The sequence below is a fragment of the Nocardia sp. NPDC056541 genome (assembly GCF_042794235.1).
Taxonomy (GTDB): domain Bacteria; phylum Actinomycetota; class Actinomycetes; order Mycobacteriales; family Mycobacteriaceae; genus Nocardia.
This window is the reverse complement of sequence record NZ_JBHTUD010000008.1, coordinates 174,325-196,463: the sequence shown is the minus strand read 5'-3', so window position 1 is coordinate 196,463 and position 22,139 is coordinate 174,325. Positions and strand designations below refer to the sequence as shown.

Here is a 22,139-nt window from a genome sequence, read left to right as displayed (position 1 = left end):
AGCATATCGAGCCCCCGCCCGACCTGCCACTCGACCGATCAGGGTTCACCGGCCGTTGGGGTACGGGTCAGTATCGGGCCTGGTCACGGCAGGTGGGGCGAGACGGCGATCACGTCGCCAGAGCAGGTGCGATGACCGTTGCCATGGCTCGGTAGCCGGAGTCGTTGGGATGCAGGTGATCACCGCTGTCGAACGCGTCGGCGAGGCGGGTGCGATCACCGGGAGTGGCCAGCGCTCGTTCGAGATCGACCACCGTGTCGAAAGCGCCCGACTCCCGAATCCAAGTGTTCACCTCGGTCCGCAATCGTTCCTTCTCCGGCGAGTAGTACGCGGAACCGGCGAACGGCAGAATGGTCGCGCCGACGATGCGCACGCCCGCCGCGCGCGCCTGCGCGATCAAGTCGCGGTATCCGACGATGAGCTGCTCGGTCGAAACCGGCGGGAAGACAACCCCGTCCGGGCCCGCACTGCCCGACAGGCCGATGTCGTTGATCCCGATCAGGACGACGGCGGCGCCGACGCCCGGTTGGTCGAGAACGTCGCGACGGAACCGCGCCAGCGCGCTGTCGCCGAGCACGGTCGAGTCGGTGAGCAGCCTGTTGCCGCTGATTCCGGCGTTGACCACCGGGCCGTGGTGGCCTACCGCCGCGAGCTGGTCGGGGTAGCGCAGGTCGGCGTCGGGGGTGGAGCGGTAGCCGTCGGTGATCGAATCGCCGAAGGCCACGGTGACGTCGCCGGTGCTCGACCGCAGCGTCTCGATGCCCGCCACGTAGTACCAGGACTGCGAGGTGTCGGTGAACTGCGCCGCCGACGGGTCGTCGGCGTGATCGCCCTGCGCTCGGTAGCTGGTGGCCAGCGACTGGCCGTGCTGAGTCGCGGGGCCGGTGGGTCGGTCGAAATAGAGCGTGACCGCGATCGATGACCCCACGGTGCGCACCGCGTCGCTGATCACCTCGGCCCCCGGCGCGATCACGAAGGTGGACTGCCCGCCGACGCTCAACCCCCGCACCGATTCCGGGACGATCGCCGCTCCGCCCGCGCTGGCGGCCACCGTCGCCGCCGACACGGGCAGGGGGTACTCGCCGAAGCGATTCGACAACCGAATCCTGACTTGCGGCCCCTCCTGCGACAGGCGAAACACCTGTCGCACAGTCTGATCGGCGAAACCCATCGCCGACCAGTTCTGGTAGACCGGGTACTGCACAGCGGTCGTCCAGGCACTCGACCACGAGGTTTCGGTGTCGCGCGCACCGAACGCCACCAGGATGAGCGCGGCCACGGCGGCGACGGGCGCGGCGATCCACCGCGGGCGCACCGTCAACGCAGCGACCATGTCATGCCGAAAGCCGCCAGAGCGTCGAGGAATTCGACCGGCTCGAACAGCTCGGCGGGTGCCTGCGCGCCCGGCTTGCCCACACCGGCGGCGATTCGCGTCGCGACCTCGACCGCGAGCTGGGCGCTGTTGCGGTAGGCGTCGGGACCGCGGCCGATCCCACGCAGGGTCCGGCCGTCGCGGTGGATGTCGACGACCATCGAGTACGCGGCCGGGGCCGACGGCGTTTCGGGCGCGGCGTCCAGATCGGCTTCGGTGACGGTGCCGACGATGTCGAAAATCGACTTCGCGAGTACGCCCTCCACCGAGCGTGCCGTGGTGTGGCGCGGAATCGTCACCACGGAGGGTTGCGGAAACTTCAGCACTGCAATGGGTTCCGTCTCGTCTGGAAGTAGGAAGGTGGTCCGGCGGGGCTGGGGACCGGTGTGGAATTCGCCGTCGGACCAAGACAGGCCGCCACTGGTGAAGACATCTAGATTCTGGAAGACGGTGCGCATACTTCCGCGCGAGCCCTCACCGCCGGGCGTGGCGACATGGCTCAGGACGATCTCGACGGCGCCGCCGAGTCGCTCGGCGCCGAGGTGGGCGAGCAGGTCGCCGAAGATCCCCGCTTCGGTGGTCGCGGTCGAGAGCGTCACTCCGGCTTGCGCCGCGAGCGGGCCGAATTCGGCGAAGACCTTCTCGACGAAGAGCTGTTCCCCCGCGACGTCGACGTAGTGGACGCCGGCGGCGATGGCGGCGCGCAGCACTCCCTCGCCGCGACCGGTGTAGTCGGGCAGCGTACTGATCACGGCGTCGACGTCGGCGAACGCGGCGACGAGCGCGGCGTGATCGTCGGCGGCGGCGACGCGGACCTCGGCGGCGAGTCCGGCGAGCCGCGCGGCGTCGCGGCCTACGGCCACGGTCTCGATACCGCGCTCGCGCAGTTCCCGGACTGCGAATGTTCCGACGTGGCCACTGGCTCCGTAGACGGCGATCTTCATGTCGTGCTCCTTGTGCTCATCGGGCTGATGAACACAGCGTATGAACCATTCGTGAGACAAGAAATCATCCAGAATCTTGTCTGGATATCCGACCGTCTCTGCGAGTACCGTTTCGAACATGGATCTGCTGAGCGATGTCCTGGCCACCGCGAAGACCGGCAGCCCAGCCTCCGGCATGTTCGTGCGGCACGCGCCGTGGGGTCGGGCGTATCCACGCATCGAGAGCGCGGGCTTCCATGTGATTCTGCAGGGTTCGTGCTGGCTGACGCGACCCGATGCGCAGCCGCTGGCACTGGGCGCCGGTGACGCGGTCTTCATGCCTCGCGGGGTCGCCCACGATCTGCTCGACCAGCTCGACAGCCCGGTGACCGAAACCGCGGGCCCCGCGGATGTCCGGATCGTGACGGGGCCGGGTGCTCCCGCGACCCTGCTGTGCGGTTCCTACCAGCTCGCCGCCGACCGAACCCATCCGCTGCTGACGGAACTGCCCGAGGTGGTCCACATTCCGGCCCGGCTCGGCACGCATCCGTCGCTGCGCGCCGCGGTGGACCTGCTGGCCGACGAGCTCACCCACCCCCACCCCGGCGCCGACGCGGCGATACCCCCACTGCTGGACCTGCTGCTCCTCTATCTCCTGCGCGCCCGGCTCGCGGACTCCGCCCAGACGACCGGCTGGGCGGCCGCGGTCGCCGACCCGGACATCTCCCGCGCCCTGCGCGCCGTCCACGACGACCCCGCCCACGGCTGGACCGTCGAATCCCTGGGCGCCCGAGCAGGTCTCAGTCGCGCCGCCTTCGCCAAACGTTTCACCACGCTGGTCGGCGAGCCCCCGCTGACCTACCTCACCCGCTGGCGCATGCTCACCGCTGCCCGCCTGCTCCGCGACACCGACCACCCACTCTCGACCGTCGCGAGGCACACCGGATACAGCTCCGAGTACGCCTTCAGCAAGGCCTTCAAACGCGAATTCGGCACGGCACCTGGCCGATACCGCTCGACATCGACCGAGGTCCTGCTGGCGGGCGCGCGGTAACCCTCAGTCGAGCACAGCCGTAGCCTCCACCTCGACGCGTGGATCCGGCTCACCGAGCGCAGCCACCCCGATCAACGTGATCGGCTTGACCGGATCCACACCGAGCTTCGCCGCCGCCCCGGCAACGCCTTCACCGCTCCTCGACACGCGAGATCAGTTGAGTTGGGCTACAGCGGCTTTCGTTGCCTCGGCGACGAGGTCGTTGGAGGGTTCGGCGTTCTGGTCCGGCTTGGTGGTGAGGACGGCGAGGACCAGGGGCGCGCGGTGGGGGGGCCAGGCGATAGCTACGTCGAGGGCGGAGCCGTAGGCGGGGCTGCCGGTTTTGTCGCCGACGATCCAGTCCGTGGGCAGACCTGCCTTGATGCGTTTGGCGCCGGTCTTGCTCGCTTTCAGCCACGTGGCGAGTTGGGCGCGTTCGGGCTCCGGGAGGGCGGTGCCGACGACGAGGGCACGGTAGTTCGCCACCAGGGCGGCAGCGGTGGTGGTGTCGCGTTCGTCGCCGGGGATCGCGGTGTTGAGTTCGGGCTCCCAGCGATCGAGACGGGACACGGTGTCGCCCAGGGTGCGCAGAAAGGCGGTGAATCCCGCTGGGCCACCCAGCAATCGGAGCAGCATGTTGCCCGCGGTGTTGTCGGACAGGGTGATCGCCGCGTCGCAGAGCGCGGTGACGGTCATGCCGGTGTCGACGTGTTTCTCCGTCTCCGGCGAGTTCACGACGATGTCGGCCGCGGTGTAGCGGATGACCTGGTCGAAATAGCCGGTGGACAGCGGATGCGCCTGCAGGAGTGCGCCGCACGCCACACCCTTGAAGGTCGAGGCCATCGGGAAGCGTTCGCCCTCCCGGTAGTCGACCGTGGCTCCGCTTGCGGTGTCAACTACCGACAGACCCAGTCGGGCGCCGTATTTCGCCTCCGTGTCGGCGAATGTCGCGGTGGCGGGCACGGCCGCCGAAGTACTCGGTGCCGGTTCGGCGTCGTTGCGCGAGCAGGCGGTGCACGTCACGGCCGAGATCGCCAGCGCGACGGCGGCGATCCGGGTGCGGAGGCGGGGCGTCAGTGTGGAGGAAGTCACTGGTGCACGCAATCATCGCCGACCGGTTCGAAGCCAATACCGGACAGCGGGCTGGACGAGTCGCACCCGATATCACCGCAGGTGAACAGCGGTAAGGCGACAGGGAAGACCGATACCCACCAGCTCGTCCGCCCAGATCGACCGAGCCGTGGCAACAGCGCTGGTTCAATGGCCGATATGGATCTGATCCGCCACCTCCGGTTCTTCGTCTCCGTCGCGGACGAGGGCCACTTCGGGCGGGCAGCAGCGGCACTCGACATGACCCAACCTCCCCTGTCGCAGGGGTTGCGCCGCCTCGAACAACATCTCGACGTCGAACTCATCCACCGCACCAGCCAGGGCGCGCTACTCACCACCGCGGGCAAACACCTGTTGCCGCGTGCCCGGCTGCTCGTCGACGACGCCGACCGATTGCTCGCCGAATCACTGCGGATCGCGCAGCTCAGCGGGACCGTGCGGTTCGCGGCGACGACCGCGCTCCCCGATCGTCTGGTCACCGCGTGTGTCACCGGCTTGCGCGCCGCGGGTGGCAGCGTGGCGACGACACTGGCCACGACCGTCGATCTCGTCGCCGAGGTGCGCGCGGGCATCTGCGATGTGGCGGTGATCGAACATCCGGCGCTGGTCGACGGGGTGGAGGCCGGACCGGTGGTGAAGTTACCGCGCTGGTTGGTGGTACCCGCCGAGCACCGCACCACCACCGCCGAACGACCGACCTTCCCGATGCTCGCCGGACTGCACTTCGCGCATCCACCGCGCGCCGCGAACCCGCCCGCCTTCGACAGCATCATCGACCTGCTGCGGGAACGGGGGCTGGACGCACCACCACTCGCGGCTCCCGACGATCGGGCGGTGTTGGCCGCGGTGGCGGCGGGCACGAGTTTCGGCGTCACCGCCACCTCGCCGACGCCGACACCGGGAGTGGCCTGGCTCACGCTGGCACCGCAGTCGATTGCCCTGCGGATCAGGGTAATTCGCAGAGCGGACGCGGGAGCGCATGCGGATGCGCTGGATCGGGTGCTGTACCGGGAGCGGCTGCGATGAGTGTGTTCGACGCGGCGAGGGACGGCATGACGGAATCGGCGAGTGCCCGGATCCGTGCCGTGTTCGCCGATGCCGGCTGCGTCGGCTGGTTGCACGCCCGGCGCTGCGATGGGTCCGCCGGCGAGATCTCCGTCGGTGGGCACGAGCGGGTGGTGATCGCGTCGGTCTACAAACTGCTGCTGCTGGCAGCGTTCTTGCGACAGGTCGACCACGGCCTGATCGACCCCACCGGCCGGCTCACCATCGATCCCGCCGACTGCACGCCGGGCCCTACCGGCCTTGCGGCACTCCATGATCCGGTCACGCTGAGCCGCCGCGATCTGGCGGCATCGATGATGACCGTGTCCGACAATGCCGCCGCTGATGTCCTGCTCGGCGAGGTCGGTCTCGCCGCGGTGAGCGAGCTGGTGCACGAGCTCGCCCTGACGGATACCAGGATCGTCGGCGGTACGGCCGACCAGCACCGCAGCCTGGTCCGCGATACCGATACCCACAGCACCGCAGAGGCTTTCGCGGTCCTGGCGGACAACGACGAGGCGTGGACCGTTTCCGCCTACGACCCCTCCTACGCCAGCGCGACCACACCCGAGGAGATGACCCGGTTCCTGGGGAAGCTGTGGACCGGTGACATATTGTCCACGGCCGGTACGGCATTCGCGCGCACGGTGATGAGCAAGCAGATCTGGCCGCACCGCATCGCCGCCGGATTCCCCCATCGCGGAGTCCTGGTGGCGGGCAAGACCGGCACCATCGGGGTGATCCGCAACGAAGTCGCCGTCGTCGAATTCCCTGGCGAAACACCGGTAGCGGTAGCGGTCTTCACCCGCGCCGCCCGCGCGGATCCGATGCTGCCGGTGGTCGACACCGCGATCGGCGAGGCGGCACGGATCGCCGTCACCGAACTGCGCCGCCCGCGCTGAGGTGACAACTCTCTGACGACCATGGCTAGCATCGTCGTTTGTGGGTGGAGATTCTTCCGGCTTCGGCCGAGTGCAGAAAATCGGGATCGCGGCGGGGGCGCTGGGTGTGGTGCTGGCGGTGGCGACTCCGTTGCTACCGGTTCAGCAGCAGCGCGCGAGCCTGGAGTGGCCACAGCCCCAGTCGATGCAACTCAGCGCACCACTCGTGGACTACGTGCCGTTGTCGCTCGACGTGAGCATTCCGTGTACGGCGTTGCGCGACATGACCGGCGGGACAGTCCTGGCCACCGTTCCCGCCCAGGCGCCGCGAGCAGGATCGAAAGGCTTGGTCGCGCGCATCGAGGACCGGCCGGGAGCCGGGCGCACATTGTCCGTGGTGCTGCGCGACAAGCTGCTGTTGAGCGCGCCGATCGCGGATATCGCGGGGAACGCCCCTGTGCAAGAGAACTCGGCCGCCGACGGCCGGGATGGCACACAACCACCCCCCACCGACGCGGACCGGCCACCTGCCCCCAACGGCACACCGTCCGCTGGCGGCACTGCCCCCAACAACGCACCACCCGCCAGCGGCACCCCACCCAACAACGCACCACCCGCCAGCGGCACCCCACCCAACGGTGCACCGCCCTCTGGCGGCGCCACTCCCAACGGTGCGCCACCACCCGGCGGCACCACTGCACCTAACGGCGCGCCACCCGCCAGCACCACTCCACCCAGCGGCGCTCCCGCTCCTGGCAGCACTCCCCCTTCGGGCGCGGTTCCGCCGAACGGGCCGAGCGGTGCACCGTCCTCGACGACGAAGCCACCGGCCGGACCGGGCGGCACGCCCGGCGCAGCCGTGCCCGAGACCGCACGCGACGCCCGATGCGGAGCGCTGACCGTGGTTTCCACCGGCTCGAGCACCACCGCCGAGCTCACCGGTATGACCCGGGCCGACGGCTCGCCGATGAAGACGACCGTCGACGCTGATGTGCGCCCGCAGGTGGTCGGGGTCTTCACCGAGTTGGATCGCGGACGGATGGGAGACGCGCGGCTGCATGCCGAGATCGATGCGCGGTTCTCGTCGAGTCCGAGTGGCTGGAAACTGGCGGCGATCGTCGGGGCGGTGTTGAGCGCCTTGCTCGCCCTGATCTGCCTGCACCGCGGCGACGCTCGCGACGGCCGCCGGACGCGTCGCGTTCTGCCCGCCCGGTGGTGGCGGTTCACCGGTCTCGACGCGGTGGTCGCGGGCACATTGGTCAGCTGGCATGTGTTCGGCGCCAACAGTTCTGACGACGGCTACATCCTCACGATGGCGCGCGCGTCGAAGGAAGCGGGCTACACCGCCAATTACTACCGCTGGTTCCAGGTCGCCGAGGCACCGTTCGGGTGGCCCTACGAGGTGCTCGCCCAGATGACCCGGGTCAGCGAGATCGGGGTGTGGATGCGGTTGCCCGCATTACTCGCCGGGTTCGTATGCTGGCTGGTGCTCAGCCGGGAAGTGTTGCCGCGCCTGGGTTCCGGTGTGCGCGCGAGCGGGGTAGCGCGCTGGACCGCGGCCCTGGTGTTCCTGTCGATCTGGCTGCCCTACAACAACGGCCTGCGTCCCGAACCCCTGATCGCGGTGGGCGCGCTCCTCACCTGGTGCTCGATGGAACGGGCGATCGCCACCCGCCGCCTGTTGCCCGCCGCCGTCGCGGTGCTGATCGCCGCGTTCTCCCTGGCGGCCGGTCCCACCGGATTGATCTGCGTGGCAGCACTGCTGGCCGGTTCGCGACCGGTGCTGCGCACGATCATCGCCCGCGCCAGACCGGCTTCGGGCGCCGGCGCGTCCGCTCGCGCAACTGTGGTCCTCCGATACGCCGCACTCGTGGCCCCGATCGTCGCCGCGGGCACTCTCGTACTGGTCGTCGTCTTCGCCGACCAAACCTTCTCGACCGTCCTCGAAGCCACCCGCGTGCGCCAGCTCGTCGGCCCCGACATGTCCTGGTTCGAGGAACGCACCCGCTGGGATTCCCTGCTGTCGGTCAACCCCGACGGCTCCCTGGCCCGGCGCTTCGGCGTCCTCGCCATGCTCCTGTGCCTCGCGGTCGGCATCGTCGCGACGCTGCGCCGCGGTCGGATCCCGGCGACCGCGCGTGGCCCGGTGACCCGAATCCTCGCCGTCGTCTTCATGGCACTGCTGCTGATGATGTTCACCCCCACCAAGTGGACGCATCATTTCGGCGTCTACGGGGGCCTGGCGGCCGCACTCGCCGCGATCACGGCTGTGGCGCTGGTCCGCGTCGGCCGGAACTATCTGCGAACACTGTTCGCCGCCGCGGTGCTGTTGCTGCTCGCCGTGAGCTTCACCGGCTCCAACGGGTGGTGGTACGTCTCCGGCTACGGGGTCCCGTGGCCCGACCGCGCCCCCACGCTCGGCGAGATCGAGGTGTCGACCCTCTTCCTCGCCGCGACAGCCGCAACCCTCCTCGCGGCCCTGTTCCAGTACTACCGTGCAGGCATCGAGCCCTCGACCGTAGGAGACGGTGCCGATGGCCTCCGCGACCCGGGCGCTGACGACGGTGGCACCGGTGATCACGGAACCGATGGCGAGGCCGCCGGTTCTGACACGAGTCGAGTACTCGAACGCGGAAGCGGCGTGCAGCGGAAGTCCGGTGGCGGTATCGGTCGCCGCAGGCCGAATCGCAAGATCCCGGCCGTCGCACCGCTGACCGTTGCCGCAGCGGCCATGGTGCTGTTCGAAGTGGGTTCACTTGCCGCGGCAGCCGTTTCGCAGTACCCGGCCTATTCGGTCGGGCTGTCGAATCTGCGCGCGCTGACGGGTGACCGGTGCGCGATGGCCGATGACGTTCTCGTCGAGACGAATACCGCCGACTCCCTGCTGACCCCGTACAGCGGCACCGTCGCCGAGGGGCTGGCCGCCGAGAACACCGGCTTCACCCCGAACGGTGTCGGAAGCCTCGCCCCCGATCCCGGTCCCGGCCAATCCTCCGCCCCGCCGTCGGGTTCCGGCCCCAGCCCCAGCGGAAGCGGACCCGGCAGCCCAGGCCCCGGCGGAGGCGCACCCGGCAGCCCAGGCCCCGGCGGAAGTGGACCCGGCGGTGCGAGCCCCGGTGGCTCAGCACCTGGTGGGGGCACTTCTCCAGGTGGCGTGAACGGGACGCCGGGCAGCAACGGCGGCTCTACCGAGGCACCACCGAGCGGTCCGAACGCGGGACCACCCGGCGCACCCGGCGCGTCCGGTCCTGCCGTGGCCGGCGTGAACGGCAGCACGGCGGCATTGCCGTTCGGCCTCGCCCCCGAACGAACACCGGTACTCGGCAGTTACTCGACCGGCGAACCACAGCGAACGCAGTTGACGACGCAGTGGTATCGGCTGGATCTGGCCGCCGCACAGCAGAATCCGGTGTACCGGGTGATGATCCTGACAGTGGCCGGTCGGATCGAGTCCACGGCGCCCGATGGCTCACGCATGCCAGGGCAGCGCTTGCGAGTGGAGTTCGCTCGTCGGGCCGAGGACGGAACCACCACCGCCCTGGGCGATGCGGTCCCGCCGACGGTTGGTGGCGCTCCGGGCTGGCGGAACCTCCCGATCGCGCTGGATCGAGTTCCTGTGGGCACCACTGCCGTTCGTCTCGTCGCCGACGCGGCGGAGCCCGACCCCATGCAGTGGCTCGCGATCACCCCACCGCGCCTGCCGAAACTGTCGAGCCTGAACACCGTCGTCGGCAGCACCGACCCGGTCCTCGCGGATTGGCATGTGGGACTGGCTTTCCCGTGCCAGCGTCCGTTCGACCACCACACCGGTGTCGCGGAGATGCCGATCTGGCGAATCCAGCCCGACAAGCTCAACGCCCAGGTCTCCGAGACCTGGCAGGGCGACACCGGCGGCGGCCCCCTCGGCTGGACCGGCATGCTCATGCAGTCACGCACCATCCCGGCCTATCTGGCCGACGACTGGACCCGCGACTGGGGCGAGCTCCAACGCCTCACCCGCACCGTCGCCGCACCACCGGCCGACATCACCGTGCGCACCGAGCTCCGCTGGGGCCTGACGAACGAAACCCCGATCAAAACCAGCTGACCGCCGCAAACGCGAACCGCCGCTACCCGAGCACGGGTAGCGGCGGTTTCGGTTGCGGTAGAGGCTACTTCGGCGGTTCGCCACCGGCGGGCGGGCCACCGGCCGGAGGCCCGTCGACGGGCGGTGCGCCACCGGCGGGCGGGGTCGCGCCCGCGGGCAGCGGCTTGCCGATGTTGCGCGCCATGTCGGGCATCAGCCGGATGGCGACCTGTTCCCAGGTGCCCCAGTTGTGGATGCCGATGTCGGGGAAGTCGTAGCTGACGTTCTCGTAACCCAGTGCGGTCACCCGCTTCTCGAACGAGCGGGTGTTGGCCAGGGCGATCGCCTCCAGTGGCATGCCCTGGGTGATCGCGTCGACCGAGGACAGGTCCTGGTCGGCGGGCTTGGCGCTCCCCGCGGAGACGTAGAGGCGGGTGTTGTTGGCGATCAACTTCTCGACGAACCCGTACGGGTCCATCCGCTTCCACTTCTCACTGCCCGCGGGCGCCATCGCCTCGATGTTGTACCCGCCGCTGGCGATCATCGCCCCGCCGAGCGCCTCGCGCATGCCGGGCATCGACATGTGCAGGTAGCCCGACAGCGACCCCGCGTAGGTGAACTGCTCGGGGTGGTAAGCCGCCATCAGCATCGCCGCGCTACCGCCGCTGGACAGGCCGACCACACCGTTGCGGGTCGCGCTGAAGCCCAGCCGGGACTTCATCGCCTCCGGCAGCGTCTTGGTGATGAAGGTTTCCCACTGGTAGGTGTTGACCTTGCCCTGGGTGTCCTCCCAGCCGCCGATCGCCGAACCGGAGTCGGCGCTGGGCAGCATCGACCCGTCGGGGTTGACGCCGAAGAAGTTGCTCGGCTGCTCCCAGTCGGCGTAGAAGCTGGACTGCCCGCCGACCGGCATCACGACGTTGATGTTGAACTTCGCCATCTGCGCCGGGATGGTGGTGTGCTTCTCCCACCCGTTCAGGTCGTCCTCGGCGCGTTCGCCGTCGAGCAGGTAGACCACCCGATCGGTGTTGCCGTCGGCCGCGCGGATGATCCTGGTGTTGATCTCCCCCATCGACGTATCCACCCGGAAGTCGATCGCGGACGGGTCGGCATCGGCGGCGGCAGGCGCGACGGAAGCGCCGAACGGCACCACCACCACGACGGCGCCTGCCATCACTCGCCGAAGAACTCTTCTTACCCCACGCATGATCGGTGTTCTGACCTTCCCGTCTGTGCGGCCTCGCCGCTTCCCCACTCGACCCGCCGCGGTACTGCACCTGCGCGCGGGGCCCTGTCGGGCAGCATAGCGCGCACCCGATCCCAGGGGTACATCGAATTGTGAAGTGGGGCAGCCCGCTTCGTGCGCCCGCTCCGAACTGCGGATTCTCGGCGAAGGGCGACGTCGGCGGAGCGCTACCCTGGGAGGTCGATTCGTGGCCGCGCCCGGCCGCCCTGCCCAGAACGGGAACGCCGTGAAGCTCGCCGTACGCCTGATGATGTTGTCGCTGGTCCTCGCAGTGCTGTTCGGGGTCCCCTGGTGGACGGTGGTCTCGGCGCCGACCGGCGGCAGCGGCACGCTGTTCTGGATCGGAACGGCGATCGCCGCGGCCGCCCTCGTGTGCCTGCCGCTCACGATGTTCCTCGGGCACGGGCCCGCGCAGTCCGATCCGGCGGTGATCGTCGGCGACACCCTGCTCGGGGTCCTGTGGGTGGTGTTCTCCTGGTCGGTGATCGGGCTGCTCGTGCGGGGCGCGCTGGCCGTCGGCGGGGTCGACGGTGCCCGGATCGTGGCGGCAGGAGTGCTGGTGATCTCGGCGGCGCTGGTCGGGTGGGGCGTGTACGAGGCGCGCCGGGTGCCGCGGGTGCGCACCGTCGACGTCGCGATTCGTGGGCTGGCGCAGGGCCTGGACGGGTTGCGCGTAGTGGTCGTCACCGACACCCATTACGCCGCGCTGAATCGGCGGCGCTGGTCGGAGCGCGTGGTCGAGGTGGTCAACGCGCAGCGGCCCGATATCGCCTGCCACGCCGGTGACCTCGCCGACGGTTCGGTCGTGAAACGCCAGGCGCAGGTCGATCCGCTCGGCAAGGTCGAGGCGCCGCTCGGCCGGTTCTACATCACCGGCAATCACGAGTACTTCGGTGACGCGCAGGGCTGGATCGACTACATGGCCTCGCTCGGCTGGCAGCCGCTGCACAACCAGCACAGCGTCCTGACCCGCGACGGCGACCGGCTCGTCATCGCCGGTATCGACGACCCGACCGGTGTCGGCCTGCCCGGTCACGGTCCCGATCTGCCCGCCGCGCTCGCGGGCGCCGACCCTTCGCTGCCGGTCGTCCTGCTGGCCCACCAGCCCAAACAGATCGCCGACAGCGCCGCGGCGGGCGTCGCGCTGCAGATCTCCGGTCACACCCACGGCGGGCAGATCTGGCCGTTCCACTACCTCGTCCGGCTCGACCAGCCGGTGGTCGCGGGCCTGAGCAAGCACGCGAACAACACCCAGCTCTACACCAGCCGCGGCACCGGTTTCTGGGGTCCCCAGCTTCGGGTTTTCGCCCCCAGCGAGATCACGGTGCTGGTGCTGCACCCGGACAACTGAGCCCCAGTTGCCCAGCGCACAGGGGCGTCCGAGATCGGATCAGCGGTGCGGCTGGGTGACTTCGGTCGGCAGCGTGCCGCCCATCACCACCTTCGAACCGTTCCACGAGTAGGTGATCGTCGCCGGACCGCCCTGCGGCGCGGCAAAGGGTTCGTCACCGGCGAGCCAGCGGTAGTCGACGGTGACCGCGTTGTTGCTCGATCCGACGACGGTGGTGAAGGCATACGGCTCAGAAGTGCCCGTGCCCAAGTACTTTCCGTTGCGGAAGAACAAGAGGTGGATCGGCGCACCCGCGGAGTTGCCGCCGATGGCGCGCACATACAACAGCTGACCACAGCTACCCGGCTGATCACTCGAAGCCTGTCCGGCGACCCAGCTTCCCTCGAGGCTCGCGAGGGCGTTCTGCACACCGGTCGAGGCCGGGTCTATGCAGCGACCCGGTCCACTGATGTTGTCAGCGGGGGCGGGAGAGGTGGTGTCGGGGGCCGGGATCAGCGTGGGAGCTTGTGTGACCGGCGGTGTTTCGGGCTCCGGCGCGATGGTGGCGCCGGGCTGGGGGGCGGCGGTCTCCTCGGCCGCGGGCGACCCCGGGGCCTGGGTACCCGGCGCGGGCGCGCGGGAGGTCGACGAAGCGGCCGTCGCGCGGGAGGTCGATGTGGTTGTCCCTGAACCACTCTCGTCGGTGCAGCCTGTGACCAGTGCCGCGGCGACGGCGATGAGCGCGCCCATTCGAACTGCGTTCTTCATGGTTCCTCGATTCTGTGTCCCCTACGCGCTGTAGCGCGTACATGCAGACTTCATCGGGGCCCCCGACACGGTCGTTAGGCGATTCAACGGAATCCTCACCCTAGGGTGCGACATCCACACCCATATACCTAGATCTGCTAGGTTGTTACCTAGATCTTCTAGGTATAGGAGTGCGATGCGGATAGACAAAGACCTGGTGGCGGCCTCGGCGACGCCGCTGGTGCTCGGGATTCTGGCCGAGGGCGAGTCGTACGGCTACGCCATCCTCGAGCAGGTCAACCAGCTCTCCCACGGGCGGATGCAGTGGACCGACGGGATGCTGTACCCGCTGCTGCACCGGCTGGAACGGCTCGGGCACGTGTCGTCGACGTGGCGGGTGTCCGAGGGCGGACGCCGCCGCAAGCACTACCTGATCACCGAGTCGGGCCGGGCGGCGCTCGCCGAACGACAAGCCCAGTGGAGTGTGGTCGCCGAGGCGCTGGACCAGGTCTGGCGCAGCGCCACCCAGCCGGTCGAGAAGGGGTGGGCGTGATGGAGGAGACCGAATTGCAGGCCCATATCGACCAGTGGCGTGGGTACGTCCAGCGTCATCGTGCGATTTCGGTCGCCGACGTCGACGAGATGGAAGACCACCTGCGCGAACAGATCTCGACCTTGCAAACTGCGGGCCTGTCGGGCGAGGAGGCATTCCTCGTCGCGGTGAAACGGATGGGCAGCATGGACGCGATCTCCCGGGAGTTCGCGCTCGAGCATTCCGAAAGGCTGTGGAAGCAGCTCGTTCTGGTGCCGGAACAGTCCGAGGGCGGCGCGAAAAATCGAGAGCTGATGGTGGTTCTCGCACTCGCGGCGGGGGCGGCGGTCACGGTCAAAGCGGGCTTCACCTGGCTGGAGGGCCCCGCCTTGGGCCGCAACATCAGCCTGCTCGTCTTGCCGTTCCTCGCAGGGTATTTCGCGTGGAAGCGCCAGATTTCCGCGCGGGTCGGCGCCGTGCTGCTCGCGCCCGTCGTGCTCACCGCACTCGTGCTGAACCTGTATCCATTCGAGCCCGAAGGGGCGACCGAGATCATCGCCGCGATCCACGCGCCGATCCTGCTGTGGCTGGTGGTCGGTTTCGCCTACACGGGCGGCGACTGGCGATCCGGGCGGCGGCGAATGGACTTCATCCGGTTCACCGGGGAGTGGTTCGTCTACCTGACCTTGCTGGCGCTCGGCGGCGGCGTACTGATCGGACTGACGGTCGGCGCTTTCGGGACCCTCGATTTCGACATCGAGCCGGTGATCGAGGACTGGGTGCTGCCCTTCGGCGCCGCGGGCGCGGTGATCGTCGCCGCCTGGCTGGTCGAGGCCAAACAGAACGTCGTGGAGAACATCGCGCCGGTGCTCACCCGGGTCTTCACCCCGCTCACCATCGTCATGCTGTTCGCGCTGCTCGCCGCCCTAGCGACCACCCGCAGCCTGACCGCGATCGACCGCGATCTACTCATCCTGATGGACCTGATCCTCGTCTTGGTCGTGGGCCTGCTCCTCTACACGATCTCCGCCCGCGATCCGCTGACCCCACCCGGCTTCTTCGACCGCCTGCAGCTGGTGCTGGTGTTCACCGCGCTGGTCGTCGACGCGACGATGCTGGCCGCCATGCTCACCCGGATCGCCGAGTTCGGCTCCACCCCCAACAAGGTGGTCGCGCTCGGACTGAACGTGGTGTTGCTGGTGAACCTCGTGTGGTCGGGCCACCTCGGGCTCGGCTTCGTGCGCGGCAGGAAGACCTTCGCCGCTCTCGAGCGTTGGCAGACCGACTACCTGCCCGTCTACGGAGTGTGGGCGGCCGCCGTGATCGTCGCCATCCCGCCCTCGTTCGACTTCCGATGATCTCCGGACTCGGCGAAAATCACTGGCGGTCCGTGACACGATCATCAAGTGCTCTTGACGATCTCCACGACTCACACGCCGGCGACCGACCTCGGATACCTCCTGGTCAAACATCCCGACCGCGTGCAGTCGTTCACGACCACCGGCGGCACGGCACACGTCTTCTATCCACAGGCCGATGTCGATCGCTGCACCGTGGCCCTGCTGCTCGAGGTCGATCCGGTGGAGTTGGCGCGACCGAGCAAGGGGCACAACGGGTCCGCACTCGGACGCTATGTGAACGACCGTCCGTATGTGGCGTCGAGCCTGCTGTCGGTGGCGATGGGCAAGGTGTTCCGGTCGGCGCTGAACGGCACGAGCCGGGACCGTAAAGAGCTGGCGGAGAAGGCGATTCCGTTGGAGATCGAAGTCCCCGCCGTGCCGTGCCGTGGTGGGACCGAGATCGTCGAGAGGCTGTTCGCACCGCTGGGTTGGACGGTGTCGACCACCTCGGTGCCGCTCGATCCGGAGTTCCCGGAATGGGGCCCGTCGCCCTACACCCACCTCCGTTTGACCGGGACGCTGCGGCTGGCAGAGGCACTGAACCACCTCTACGTGCTGTTGCCGGTGCTCGATGACGCCAAGCACTACTGGGTGGACGCCGACGAAGTCGACAAACTGCTGCGCGCGGGCGAGGGCTGGCTCGGCGCCCACCCCGACCACGAACTGATCGCGCGACGCTATCTGGCCGGACGACGGACACTCATGCTGTCCGCCCTGGAACGCCTGCGCTCGGCGGACGAGGTGGTCGACGATGCCGAAATCCCCGGGGACGCGGTCGAACGCGTCGAAGCCGCCGAGCGCCGCATTCCTTTGGTGAAGCTCCGCACAGAGGCGGTGCTCGCCGTGCTCGCCGACACCGGCGCAGCGCGCGTCCTCGATCTCGGTTGTGGCCCAGGCGCTTTGCTTCTCGCGCTGCAAGCCGAGCCCCGGTTCACCGAGATCGTCGGCGCCGATGTCTCGAGCGCCGCACTCTCGATGGCGGAGCGCCGCTTGAAGTTCGACCGGATGTCGGACCGGCAGCGAGCCAGGATCACCCTGATCCAATCCGCGCTGACCTACCACGACAACCGGCTGCGCGGCTTCGACGCGGCGGTGCTCATGGAGGTGATCGAACACGTCGACGAGTCCCGGTTGCCCGCGCTCGAACGCGCCGTCTTCGGGCACGCCGCACCCGGCGCGGTGATCGTGACGACGCCGAACGTGGAATACAACGTGCACTACGAGACCCTCGACGGTCACCGTCACGACGATCACCGATTCGAGTGGACCCGTGCGGAATTCGCCGCCTGGTGTGCCCGCGTCGCCGAGACCTTCGGCTACGTCGTCGACATCCGCCCGGTCGGCGACCACGACCCGCAGACCGGCTCCCCCACCCAGCTCGCGCTGTTCCGGAAGGCCGCGTAGATGAACATCGACCTCCCCGAGCTGTCGCTCATCGCCCTCGTGGGTATCTCCGGCTCCGGCAAATCCACCTTCGCCCGCGAGCACTTCAAGCCCACCGAGGTGCTGTCGTCGGACTTCTTCCGCGGCATGGTGGCCGACGACGAGAACGATCAGTCCGCGACGAAGGACGCCTTCGACGCGCTCGGCCACATCGCCGGGATCCGGCTGCGCGCCGGTCGACGCGTCGTCATCGACGCCACCAATGTGCAGAAGCACGCGCGGGCCGAATTGGTCGCGCTGGCACGGTCTTTCGATGTGCTGCCGGTCGCGATCGTCCTCGATACGCCCGAAGCTGTGGCGTGGGAACGTACCCAGGCGCGCACCGATCGCGACTTCGGGCGCAATGTGCTGAAGCGGCAGAGTCAGGACCTGCGGCGTTCCCTGCGCGAGCTCGGTCGCGAGGGTTTTCGCAAGGTGCACGTCGTCAGTGATCCGGCCGAGGTGACGATCACCTACGAGAAGGCGTGGAACGACCGGCGTGAGCTCACGGGGCCGTTCGACATCATCGGCGATGTGCACGGCTGCCGGGCCGAATTGGAAACGCTGCTGGGCGAACTCGGATGGACGCTGGTTCGCGACGAAGCCGGGCGTGCTGTCGATGCCACCCACCCGGAGGGACGTCAGGCGGTCTTCGTCGGTGACCTCGTCGACCGCGGGCCCGATTCCCCCGGAGTACTGCGGTTGGCGATGGGGATGACCGCGAGCGGAAACGCGCTGTGCGTGCCGGGCAATCACGAGCAGAAGCTGCTGAAGAAGTTGCGTGGCAAGAACGTGACGGTGTCCCACGGCCTCGCCGAGACGCTCGAGCAATTGGGCAGCGAGACACCGGAGTTCATCGAGTCCGTGGCGCAGTGGATCCACGACCTCGTGAGCCACCTGCGGTTGGACGGTGGGCGGCTCGTGGTCGCGCACGCCGGACTGAAGCAGGCGTACCACGGTCGTGCGTCCGGGCGGGTTCGCGACTTCTGTCTCTACGGCGAATCCACCGGGGAGACAGACGAATACGGTTTGCCGGTGCGCTATCCGTGGGCGCGGGACTATCGCGGTGCGGCGATGGTCGTCTACGGGCACGTGCCGACGCCGAAGGTGGAGTGGATCAACAACACCGTGTGTCTCGACACCGGTGCGGTGTTCGGCGGCGAGCTGACAGCGCTGCGCTACCCCGAGAAGACGTTCGTCGCGGTGCAGGCCGAGCGGATGTACTACGAGCCGATCCGGCCACTCGCCGATACCGAATCCACGCGCGACAACGAGACGCTCGACCTCGCCGATGTCACCGGGCGCAGGCACATCCGCACCGAGCACGGCACGGTGATCGTCGATGCCGAGAACTCGGCGGCCGCGCTGGAGGTGATGAGCCGGTTCGCGATCGATCCTCGGCTGTTGCTGTGGTTGCCGCCGACCATGTCCCCGCCGTCGACATCGACCGTCGAGGGGTATCTCGAATATCCCACCGAGGCGTTCGCCGACTATCGCGCGGCAGGCGTGGACAAGGTGGTGTGCGAGGAGAAGCACATGGGGTCGCGGGCCGTGGTACTCGTGTGCCGTGACAAGGCAGCGGCCCGTTTCGGGGTCGGTGACGGCTGCTCCGGTGCGATCTACACCCGCACCGGCCGGTCGTTCTTCAACGATCCGGCCCTCACCGAGGCGCTCCTGGATCGCGTCCGCGCGGCGGCCGCACCACTTTTCGACGAACTCGGCTCGGACTGGCTGCTCCTGGACTGCGAACTGCTGCCCTGGTCCGCCAAGGCCGCGGGGCTGATCCGCACCCAGTACGCGGCCGCAGGGGCCGCCGCACGGTCGGCGCTGCCCGCCGCGGTCGCGGCACTCGACGCCGGACTGGCCCGTGGGCTCGACCTCGGCGAACTGCGTGCCCGCACCGCCGCTCGCGCCGAGAACGCGGACAGCTTCACCACCGCCTACCGCCGATACTGCTGGCCGACAACAGGACTCGACGGCGTACAGATCGCCCCGTTCGCCCTCCTTGCCTCCGAAGGCGCCGGCTACGCCGACCGCGACCACGGCTGGCACCTCGACATCAGCGACCGACTCGTTGCGGCCGACCCCGTGACCTTCCGCCCCACCGGCCGCCGAATCGTCGACCTGTCCGACCCTGCCGCCGAAGCCGACGCCACCACCTGGTGGCTCGAGATGACCGCGGCAGGCGGTGAAGGCATGGTCATCAAGCCCTACGCCGGCCTCACCCATCGCAGCAAGGGCAAACTCGTCCAGCCCGGCATCAAATGCCGAGGTCGCGAATACCTCCGCATCATCTACGGCCCCGACTACACCACCCCCGAACACCTCACCCGCCTCCGCGGCCGCACCCTCAGCCGCAAACGCACCCTTGCCCTGCGCGAACACACGCTCGGCCTGGCGGCCCTGGACGCCGTCGCCGCGGGCGAACCGCTGTGGCGCGTCCACGAATTGGTCTTCGCCATCCTGGCCATGGAATCCGTGCCGACCGACCCTCGCCTCTGAGCTTTTCGGCGGTCAAATAGTGTCGTCTCCGGTATTCGCACCGTGCGGCTCGCCAGAACTGTTGAGAGAATAGAGAATTGACTCAGCTCGCCCCGTTTCCGTTGCCCTTTCGTGCCGCTCATCTGGTGGCTGTCGCACCGGTCAGGACGGTGCGCGAGCTGGAGATGATGCGATTGAGCGCCGCTGTTCGGGAGAAATCGCAGTGGCATCAGAAGCTGCAGGACGCCGGCATCGTCGCCCGATGGACCCGGGAGGCCGCCGAGACCGGGATGACGGAAGCTCAAATCCGCTATGTGCTCGATGAACTCGCGCATTACGCCGGAATACGCGACGAGGAGACCGGAATCGAGGTGTCCGCTGTCGACGGGGTGTGGCAATCGGACACCCTGATCGACGACGCACTACGGGATCGTCTGCGCGCGGCGGCTCGGGTGTTCGAGGATGTTCCAGCGGCAGAACAAGATTGGCATCCCGGCTCGAACGGACAGGTGCGCGATCTCGTCCATCCCTCGCTGTACTGCCTGGTTCGCGGCGTCAGCCGATCCGACGACGCACCATGGCCCAGCCCGGCGAACAAGGATGCCGAGTACGCGTACTCGCCGAAATTCCAATGGCTGCCCACCGATGTCGATGTCACCGATTCCGGCGACGTCGCCTTCCGTTCCTACGTCAACAACGTCGACCCGGCTCGCCATCACGCACTCGAATCCGTCTTGCCGGAACTGTTCGCCCGCATGCTCCCGCTGCTGGCCAATGTGCTGACCGACCTGCGCCGACCACGACCGGTGCGGATCGACGTCAACCCCTTCACCTGGTACGAAGACTCCGAACCCACCGAGCCGGCCGATGAGAGCGACGAAGCCCAGGAAGCCTTCGACGCCGCCTGGGACGAATGGTGGGAAAACCGCCGACCGGCCATCCCCGACGCCCCCACTTTTCAGCCGCCCACACCCGTCGACGACAGCGACCGCGTCGACCTCACCGGGCGCAGGTTGCAGGTCATCGTGAAACTCGCCAACATCTACCTCACCCCCGAGAAGCCGGAATATCCGGGCGGTTCGTGGCACGTCGAAGCAATGCTCAACGAAAGCATCGTCGCCACCGGAATCTACTACTGGGACAACGAGAACATCACCGACAGCCGGCTCGGTTTCCGCGCGGCGATCGACGACCCAGAATACGACCAGAACGACGAAACCGGGATGCGCGAGGTCTTCGGTCTCGCCGACGAGGACGCGCTCAACCAAGACCTGGGATCGGTCAAAGCCGAAGCCGGTCGCTGCGTGACGTTCCCGAACATCCTCCAGCATCGCGTCGCACCGTTCCGGCTCCATGACCCGACCCGAAACGGCCACCGCAAGATCCTGGCCTTCTTCCTGGTCGACCCGTCGATAACCATCGTCTCGACCTCCGACGTCCCACCCCAACAACCCTGGTCCCCGACCTCGACGATGACCGCGGCCCAGGCCGACGCCTTCCGCACGGAACTGATGCGAGAGCGCAAGTTCTTCGTCGACGAACACAACAACGAGCTCTACGAGCGCGAATTCTCCCTCTGCGAACACTGATCTCGACGCATGGCGGGAATCCACGTCACCGACGGCACCGCCGTGATGTCGGATATCAACCCGGGAAACTCGATACAGGTGGTCGTGGTCTTCGACGTACCCGCCGGAACCGTGCCGACCACGCTCGAACTGCGCGACTCCGCATTCTCGGGTTGCGCCGAGGTCGCGCTTCGCTGAATCTGCTCGACCGCGTCTCTGTCAGCGCTGGAGATGAGCGACACCGGATTTCGACCGTGATTCACCAGTCGTAGTACGAGACCACCGAGGGTTGGCCGGTGTAGCCGGGGCCTGCCTTCGGGTCGGCGCCGAGGTAGGTGGCGGTGAATCGAGGCCGACCGTGGCCGTGGATCTGGCGACGGTTGTATGTCAGGCCCGCCGCTCTGAGGGTTTCGACGACCGCCTCGGTTATCGGTGAACCGTTGGCGCGGCGGATCTCAGCTGGATCGAAGTCGGCGGCGAAGAGACCATCGGGGGTGAGCCAGCTCGCCATCGTCTCGATGAGAGCCAGTTTGTCGCCGATGTAGTGCAGGCCGTGCACGCAGGTCACGAGGTCGGCTTCGCGAGGCGGGGTCCAGGTTGTCGCCGAGGTGGTGAGCAGGCGCAGGCGTGGGGTGCGGGGTTTGTTCAGGAAGAAGTCGACGAGGTCGAGGCCGATGATGGTGACGTCGGCGGTCGGGAATTCGCGGTCGAATCGTTCCTCCGCTTCGAGCAGGGCCCGACCGGAGCCGCAGCAGACATCGATCCACGTGACCCGGGCGGTGGGGTCGGCGCGCAAGCGCTCGGCGAGTACCTCGTAGGGGTCGAATCCGAGTTCGCGGGCGTAGCTGTTCACCCCGGACAGTCCTCGGCCGCGGTTCATCGCGTTGTTCGCGACTACCGAGGACTGTTCCAGCGTCAGGTCGTCGAGCAGGACGGGATCTGTTGGCACCACACAATTATCGCTGCCGCGCAGGTCACGCGATA

The 22,139-nt window shown here is 68.3% G+C and carries 18 protein-coding genes; 11 read left to right on the top strand and 7 right to left on the bottom strand.

The annotated features are described in order from the left end of the window. Nucleotides 1-109: 109 nt before the first annotated feature. Together ACFQ9R_RS16305 and ACFQ9R_RS16300 are read right to left on the bottom strand one after the other, a co-directional pair. The gene (locus ACFQ9R_RS16305) at nt 110-1,315 is read right to left on the bottom strand and encodes an SGNH/GDSL hydrolase family protein (protein ID WP_378991633.1); all 1,206 of its coding nucleotides are present in this window, start codon (nt 1,313-1,315) and stop codon (nt 110-112) included. A 2-nt stretch (nt 1,316-1,317) separates the two neighbouring features. Further along, nucleotides 1,318-2,316, bottom strand: a complete 999-nt coding sequence (locus tag ACFQ9R_RS16300) for a saccharopine dehydrogenase NADP-binding domain-containing protein (RefSeq protein ID WP_378991445.1) — start codon at nt 2,314-2,316, stop codon at nt 1,318-1,320. A 118-nt stretch (nt 2,317-2,434) separates the two neighbouring features. Here ACFQ9R_RS16300 and ACFQ9R_RS16295 point away from each other — a divergent pair, with 118 nt between their 5' ends. Beyond that, nucleotides 2,435-3,349 (top strand): AraC family transcriptional regulator, encoded by a 915-nt coding sequence (locus ACFQ9R_RS16295; RefSeq protein ID WP_378991444.1) that lies wholly within the window; start codon nt 2,435-2,437, stop codon nt 3,347-3,349. Nucleotides 3,350-3,352: 3 nt separating this feature from the next. Here the strand turns inward: ACFQ9R_RS16295 and ACFQ9R_RS16290 are convergent, their stop codons facing one another. Together ACFQ9R_RS16290 and bla are read right to left on the bottom strand one after the other, a co-directional pair. Then, on the bottom strand, nt 3,353-3,496 hold the full coding sequence (locus ACFQ9R_RS16290; RefSeq protein WP_378991442.1) for a hypothetical protein: 144 nt from the start codon (nt 3,494-3,496) through the stop codon (nt 3,353-3,355). Between the two features lie 6 nt (nt 3,497-3,502). Next, nucleotides 3,503-4,420, bottom strand: a complete 918-nt coding sequence (bla, locus tag ACFQ9R_RS16285) for a class A beta-lactamase (protein WP_378991441.1) — start codon at nt 4,418-4,420, stop codon at nt 3,503-3,505. A gap of 168 nt (nt 4,421-4,588) precedes the next feature. Here bla and ACFQ9R_RS16280 point away from each other — a divergent pair, with 168 nt between their 5' ends. Genes ACFQ9R_RS16280 through ACFQ9R_RS16270 form a run of 3 tightly spaced genes read left to right on the top strand, consistent with a single transcriptional unit; the run spans nt 4,589 to nt 10,450 of the window. Continuing rightward, nucleotides 4,589-5,464 carry a LysR family transcriptional regulator gene (locus ACFQ9R_RS16280; RefSeq protein ID WP_378991439.1) on the top strand — a complete coding sequence of 292 codons (876 nt, stop codon included), beginning with the start codon at nt 4,589-4,591 and terminating at the stop codon, nt 5,462-5,464. Between the two features lie 26 nt (nt 5,465-5,490). Further along, the gene (locus ACFQ9R_RS16275; protein ID WP_378991631.1) at nt 5,491-6,384 is read left to right on the top strand and encodes a serine hydrolase; all 894 of its coding nucleotides are present in this window, start codon (nt 5,491-5,493) and stop codon (nt 6,382-6,384) included. A gap of 40 nt (nt 6,385-6,424) precedes the next feature. Then, the gene (locus ACFQ9R_RS16270) at nt 6,425-10,450 is read left to right on the top strand and encodes an arabinosyltransferase domain-containing protein (RefSeq protein WP_378991438.1); all 4,026 of its coding nucleotides are present in this window, start codon (nt 6,425-6,427) and stop codon (nt 10,448-10,450) included. 64 nt (nt 10,451-10,514) lie between these two features. Here ACFQ9R_RS16270 and ACFQ9R_RS16265 read toward each other — a convergent pair whose 3' ends face one another. After that, on the bottom strand, nt 10,515-11,603 hold the full coding sequence (locus tag ACFQ9R_RS16265) for an alpha/beta hydrolase (protein WP_378991437.1): 1,089 nt from the start codon (nt 11,601-11,603) through the stop codon (nt 10,515-10,517). Nucleotides 11,604-11,862: 259 nt separating this feature from the next. Here ACFQ9R_RS16265 and ACFQ9R_RS16260 point away from each other — a divergent pair, with 259 nt between their 5' ends. After that, on the top strand, nt 11,863-13,026 hold the full coding sequence (locus tag ACFQ9R_RS16260; RefSeq protein ID WP_378991435.1) for a metallophosphoesterase: 1,164 nt from the start codon (nt 11,863-11,865) through the stop codon (nt 13,024-13,026). A 39-nt stretch (nt 13,027-13,065) separates the two neighbouring features. Here the strand turns inward: ACFQ9R_RS16260 and ACFQ9R_RS16255 are convergent, their stop codons facing one another. Then, entirely contained in the window at nt 13,066-13,773 is a 708-nt protein-coding gene (locus ACFQ9R_RS16255; RefSeq protein WP_378991433.1) for an LppP/LprE family lipoprotein, read from the bottom strand. Between the two features lie 175 nt (nt 13,774-13,948). On the opposite strand from ACFQ9R_RS16255, the gene ACFQ9R_RS16250 reads away from it, so the two are divergent. The 6 genes from ACFQ9R_RS16250 to ACFQ9R_RS16225 all read left to right on the top strand — a co-directional run bounded on the left by ACFQ9R_RS16250 (nt 13,949) and on the right by ACFQ9R_RS16225 (nt 21,353). Then, on the top strand, nt 13,949-14,305 hold the full coding sequence (locus tag ACFQ9R_RS16250) for a PadR family transcriptional regulator (protein WP_378991431.1): 357 nt from the start codon (nt 13,949-13,951) through the stop codon (nt 14,303-14,305). Beyond that, nucleotides 14,305-15,642, top strand: coding sequence for a permease prefix domain 1-containing protein (locus ACFQ9R_RS16245; RefSeq protein WP_378991629.1), 1,338 nt, complete (start codon nt 14,305-14,307; stop codon nt 15,640-15,642). The genes ACFQ9R_RS16250 and ACFQ9R_RS16245 overlap by 1 nt, the downstream gene beginning before the upstream one ends. A gap of 48 nt (nt 15,643-15,690) precedes the next feature. After that, nucleotides 15,691-17,088, top strand: coding sequence for a 3' terminal RNA ribose 2'-O-methyltransferase Hen1 (locus tag ACFQ9R_RS16240; protein ID WP_378991429.1), 1,398 nt, complete (start codon nt 15,691-15,693; stop codon nt 17,086-17,088). Continuing rightward, nucleotides 17,089-19,608, top strand: coding sequence for a polynucleotide kinase-phosphatase (locus ACFQ9R_RS16235; protein WP_378991428.1), 2,520 nt, complete (start codon nt 17,089-17,091; stop codon nt 19,606-19,608). A gap of 77 nt (nt 19,609-19,685) precedes the next feature. Further along, nucleotides 19,686-21,176 carry a DUF4246 domain-containing protein gene (locus ACFQ9R_RS16230; protein WP_378991426.1) on the top strand — a complete coding sequence of 497 codons (1,491 nt, stop codon included), beginning with the start codon at nt 19,686-19,688 and terminating at the stop codon, nt 21,174-21,176. Between the two features lie 9 nt (nt 21,177-21,185). Beyond that, the gene (locus tag ACFQ9R_RS16225) at nt 21,186-21,353 is read left to right on the top strand and encodes a DUF4352 domain-containing protein (protein WP_378991424.1); all 168 of its coding nucleotides are present in this window, start codon (nt 21,186-21,188) and stop codon (nt 21,351-21,353) included. Nucleotides 21,354-21,414: 61 nt separating this feature from the next. Here the strand turns inward: ACFQ9R_RS16225 and ACFQ9R_RS16220 are convergent, their stop codons facing one another. Next, entirely contained in the window at nt 21,415-22,104 is a 690-nt protein-coding gene (locus ACFQ9R_RS16220) for a class I SAM-dependent methyltransferase (protein ID WP_378991423.1), read from the bottom strand. Nucleotides 22,105-22,139 lie beyond the last annotated feature (35 nt).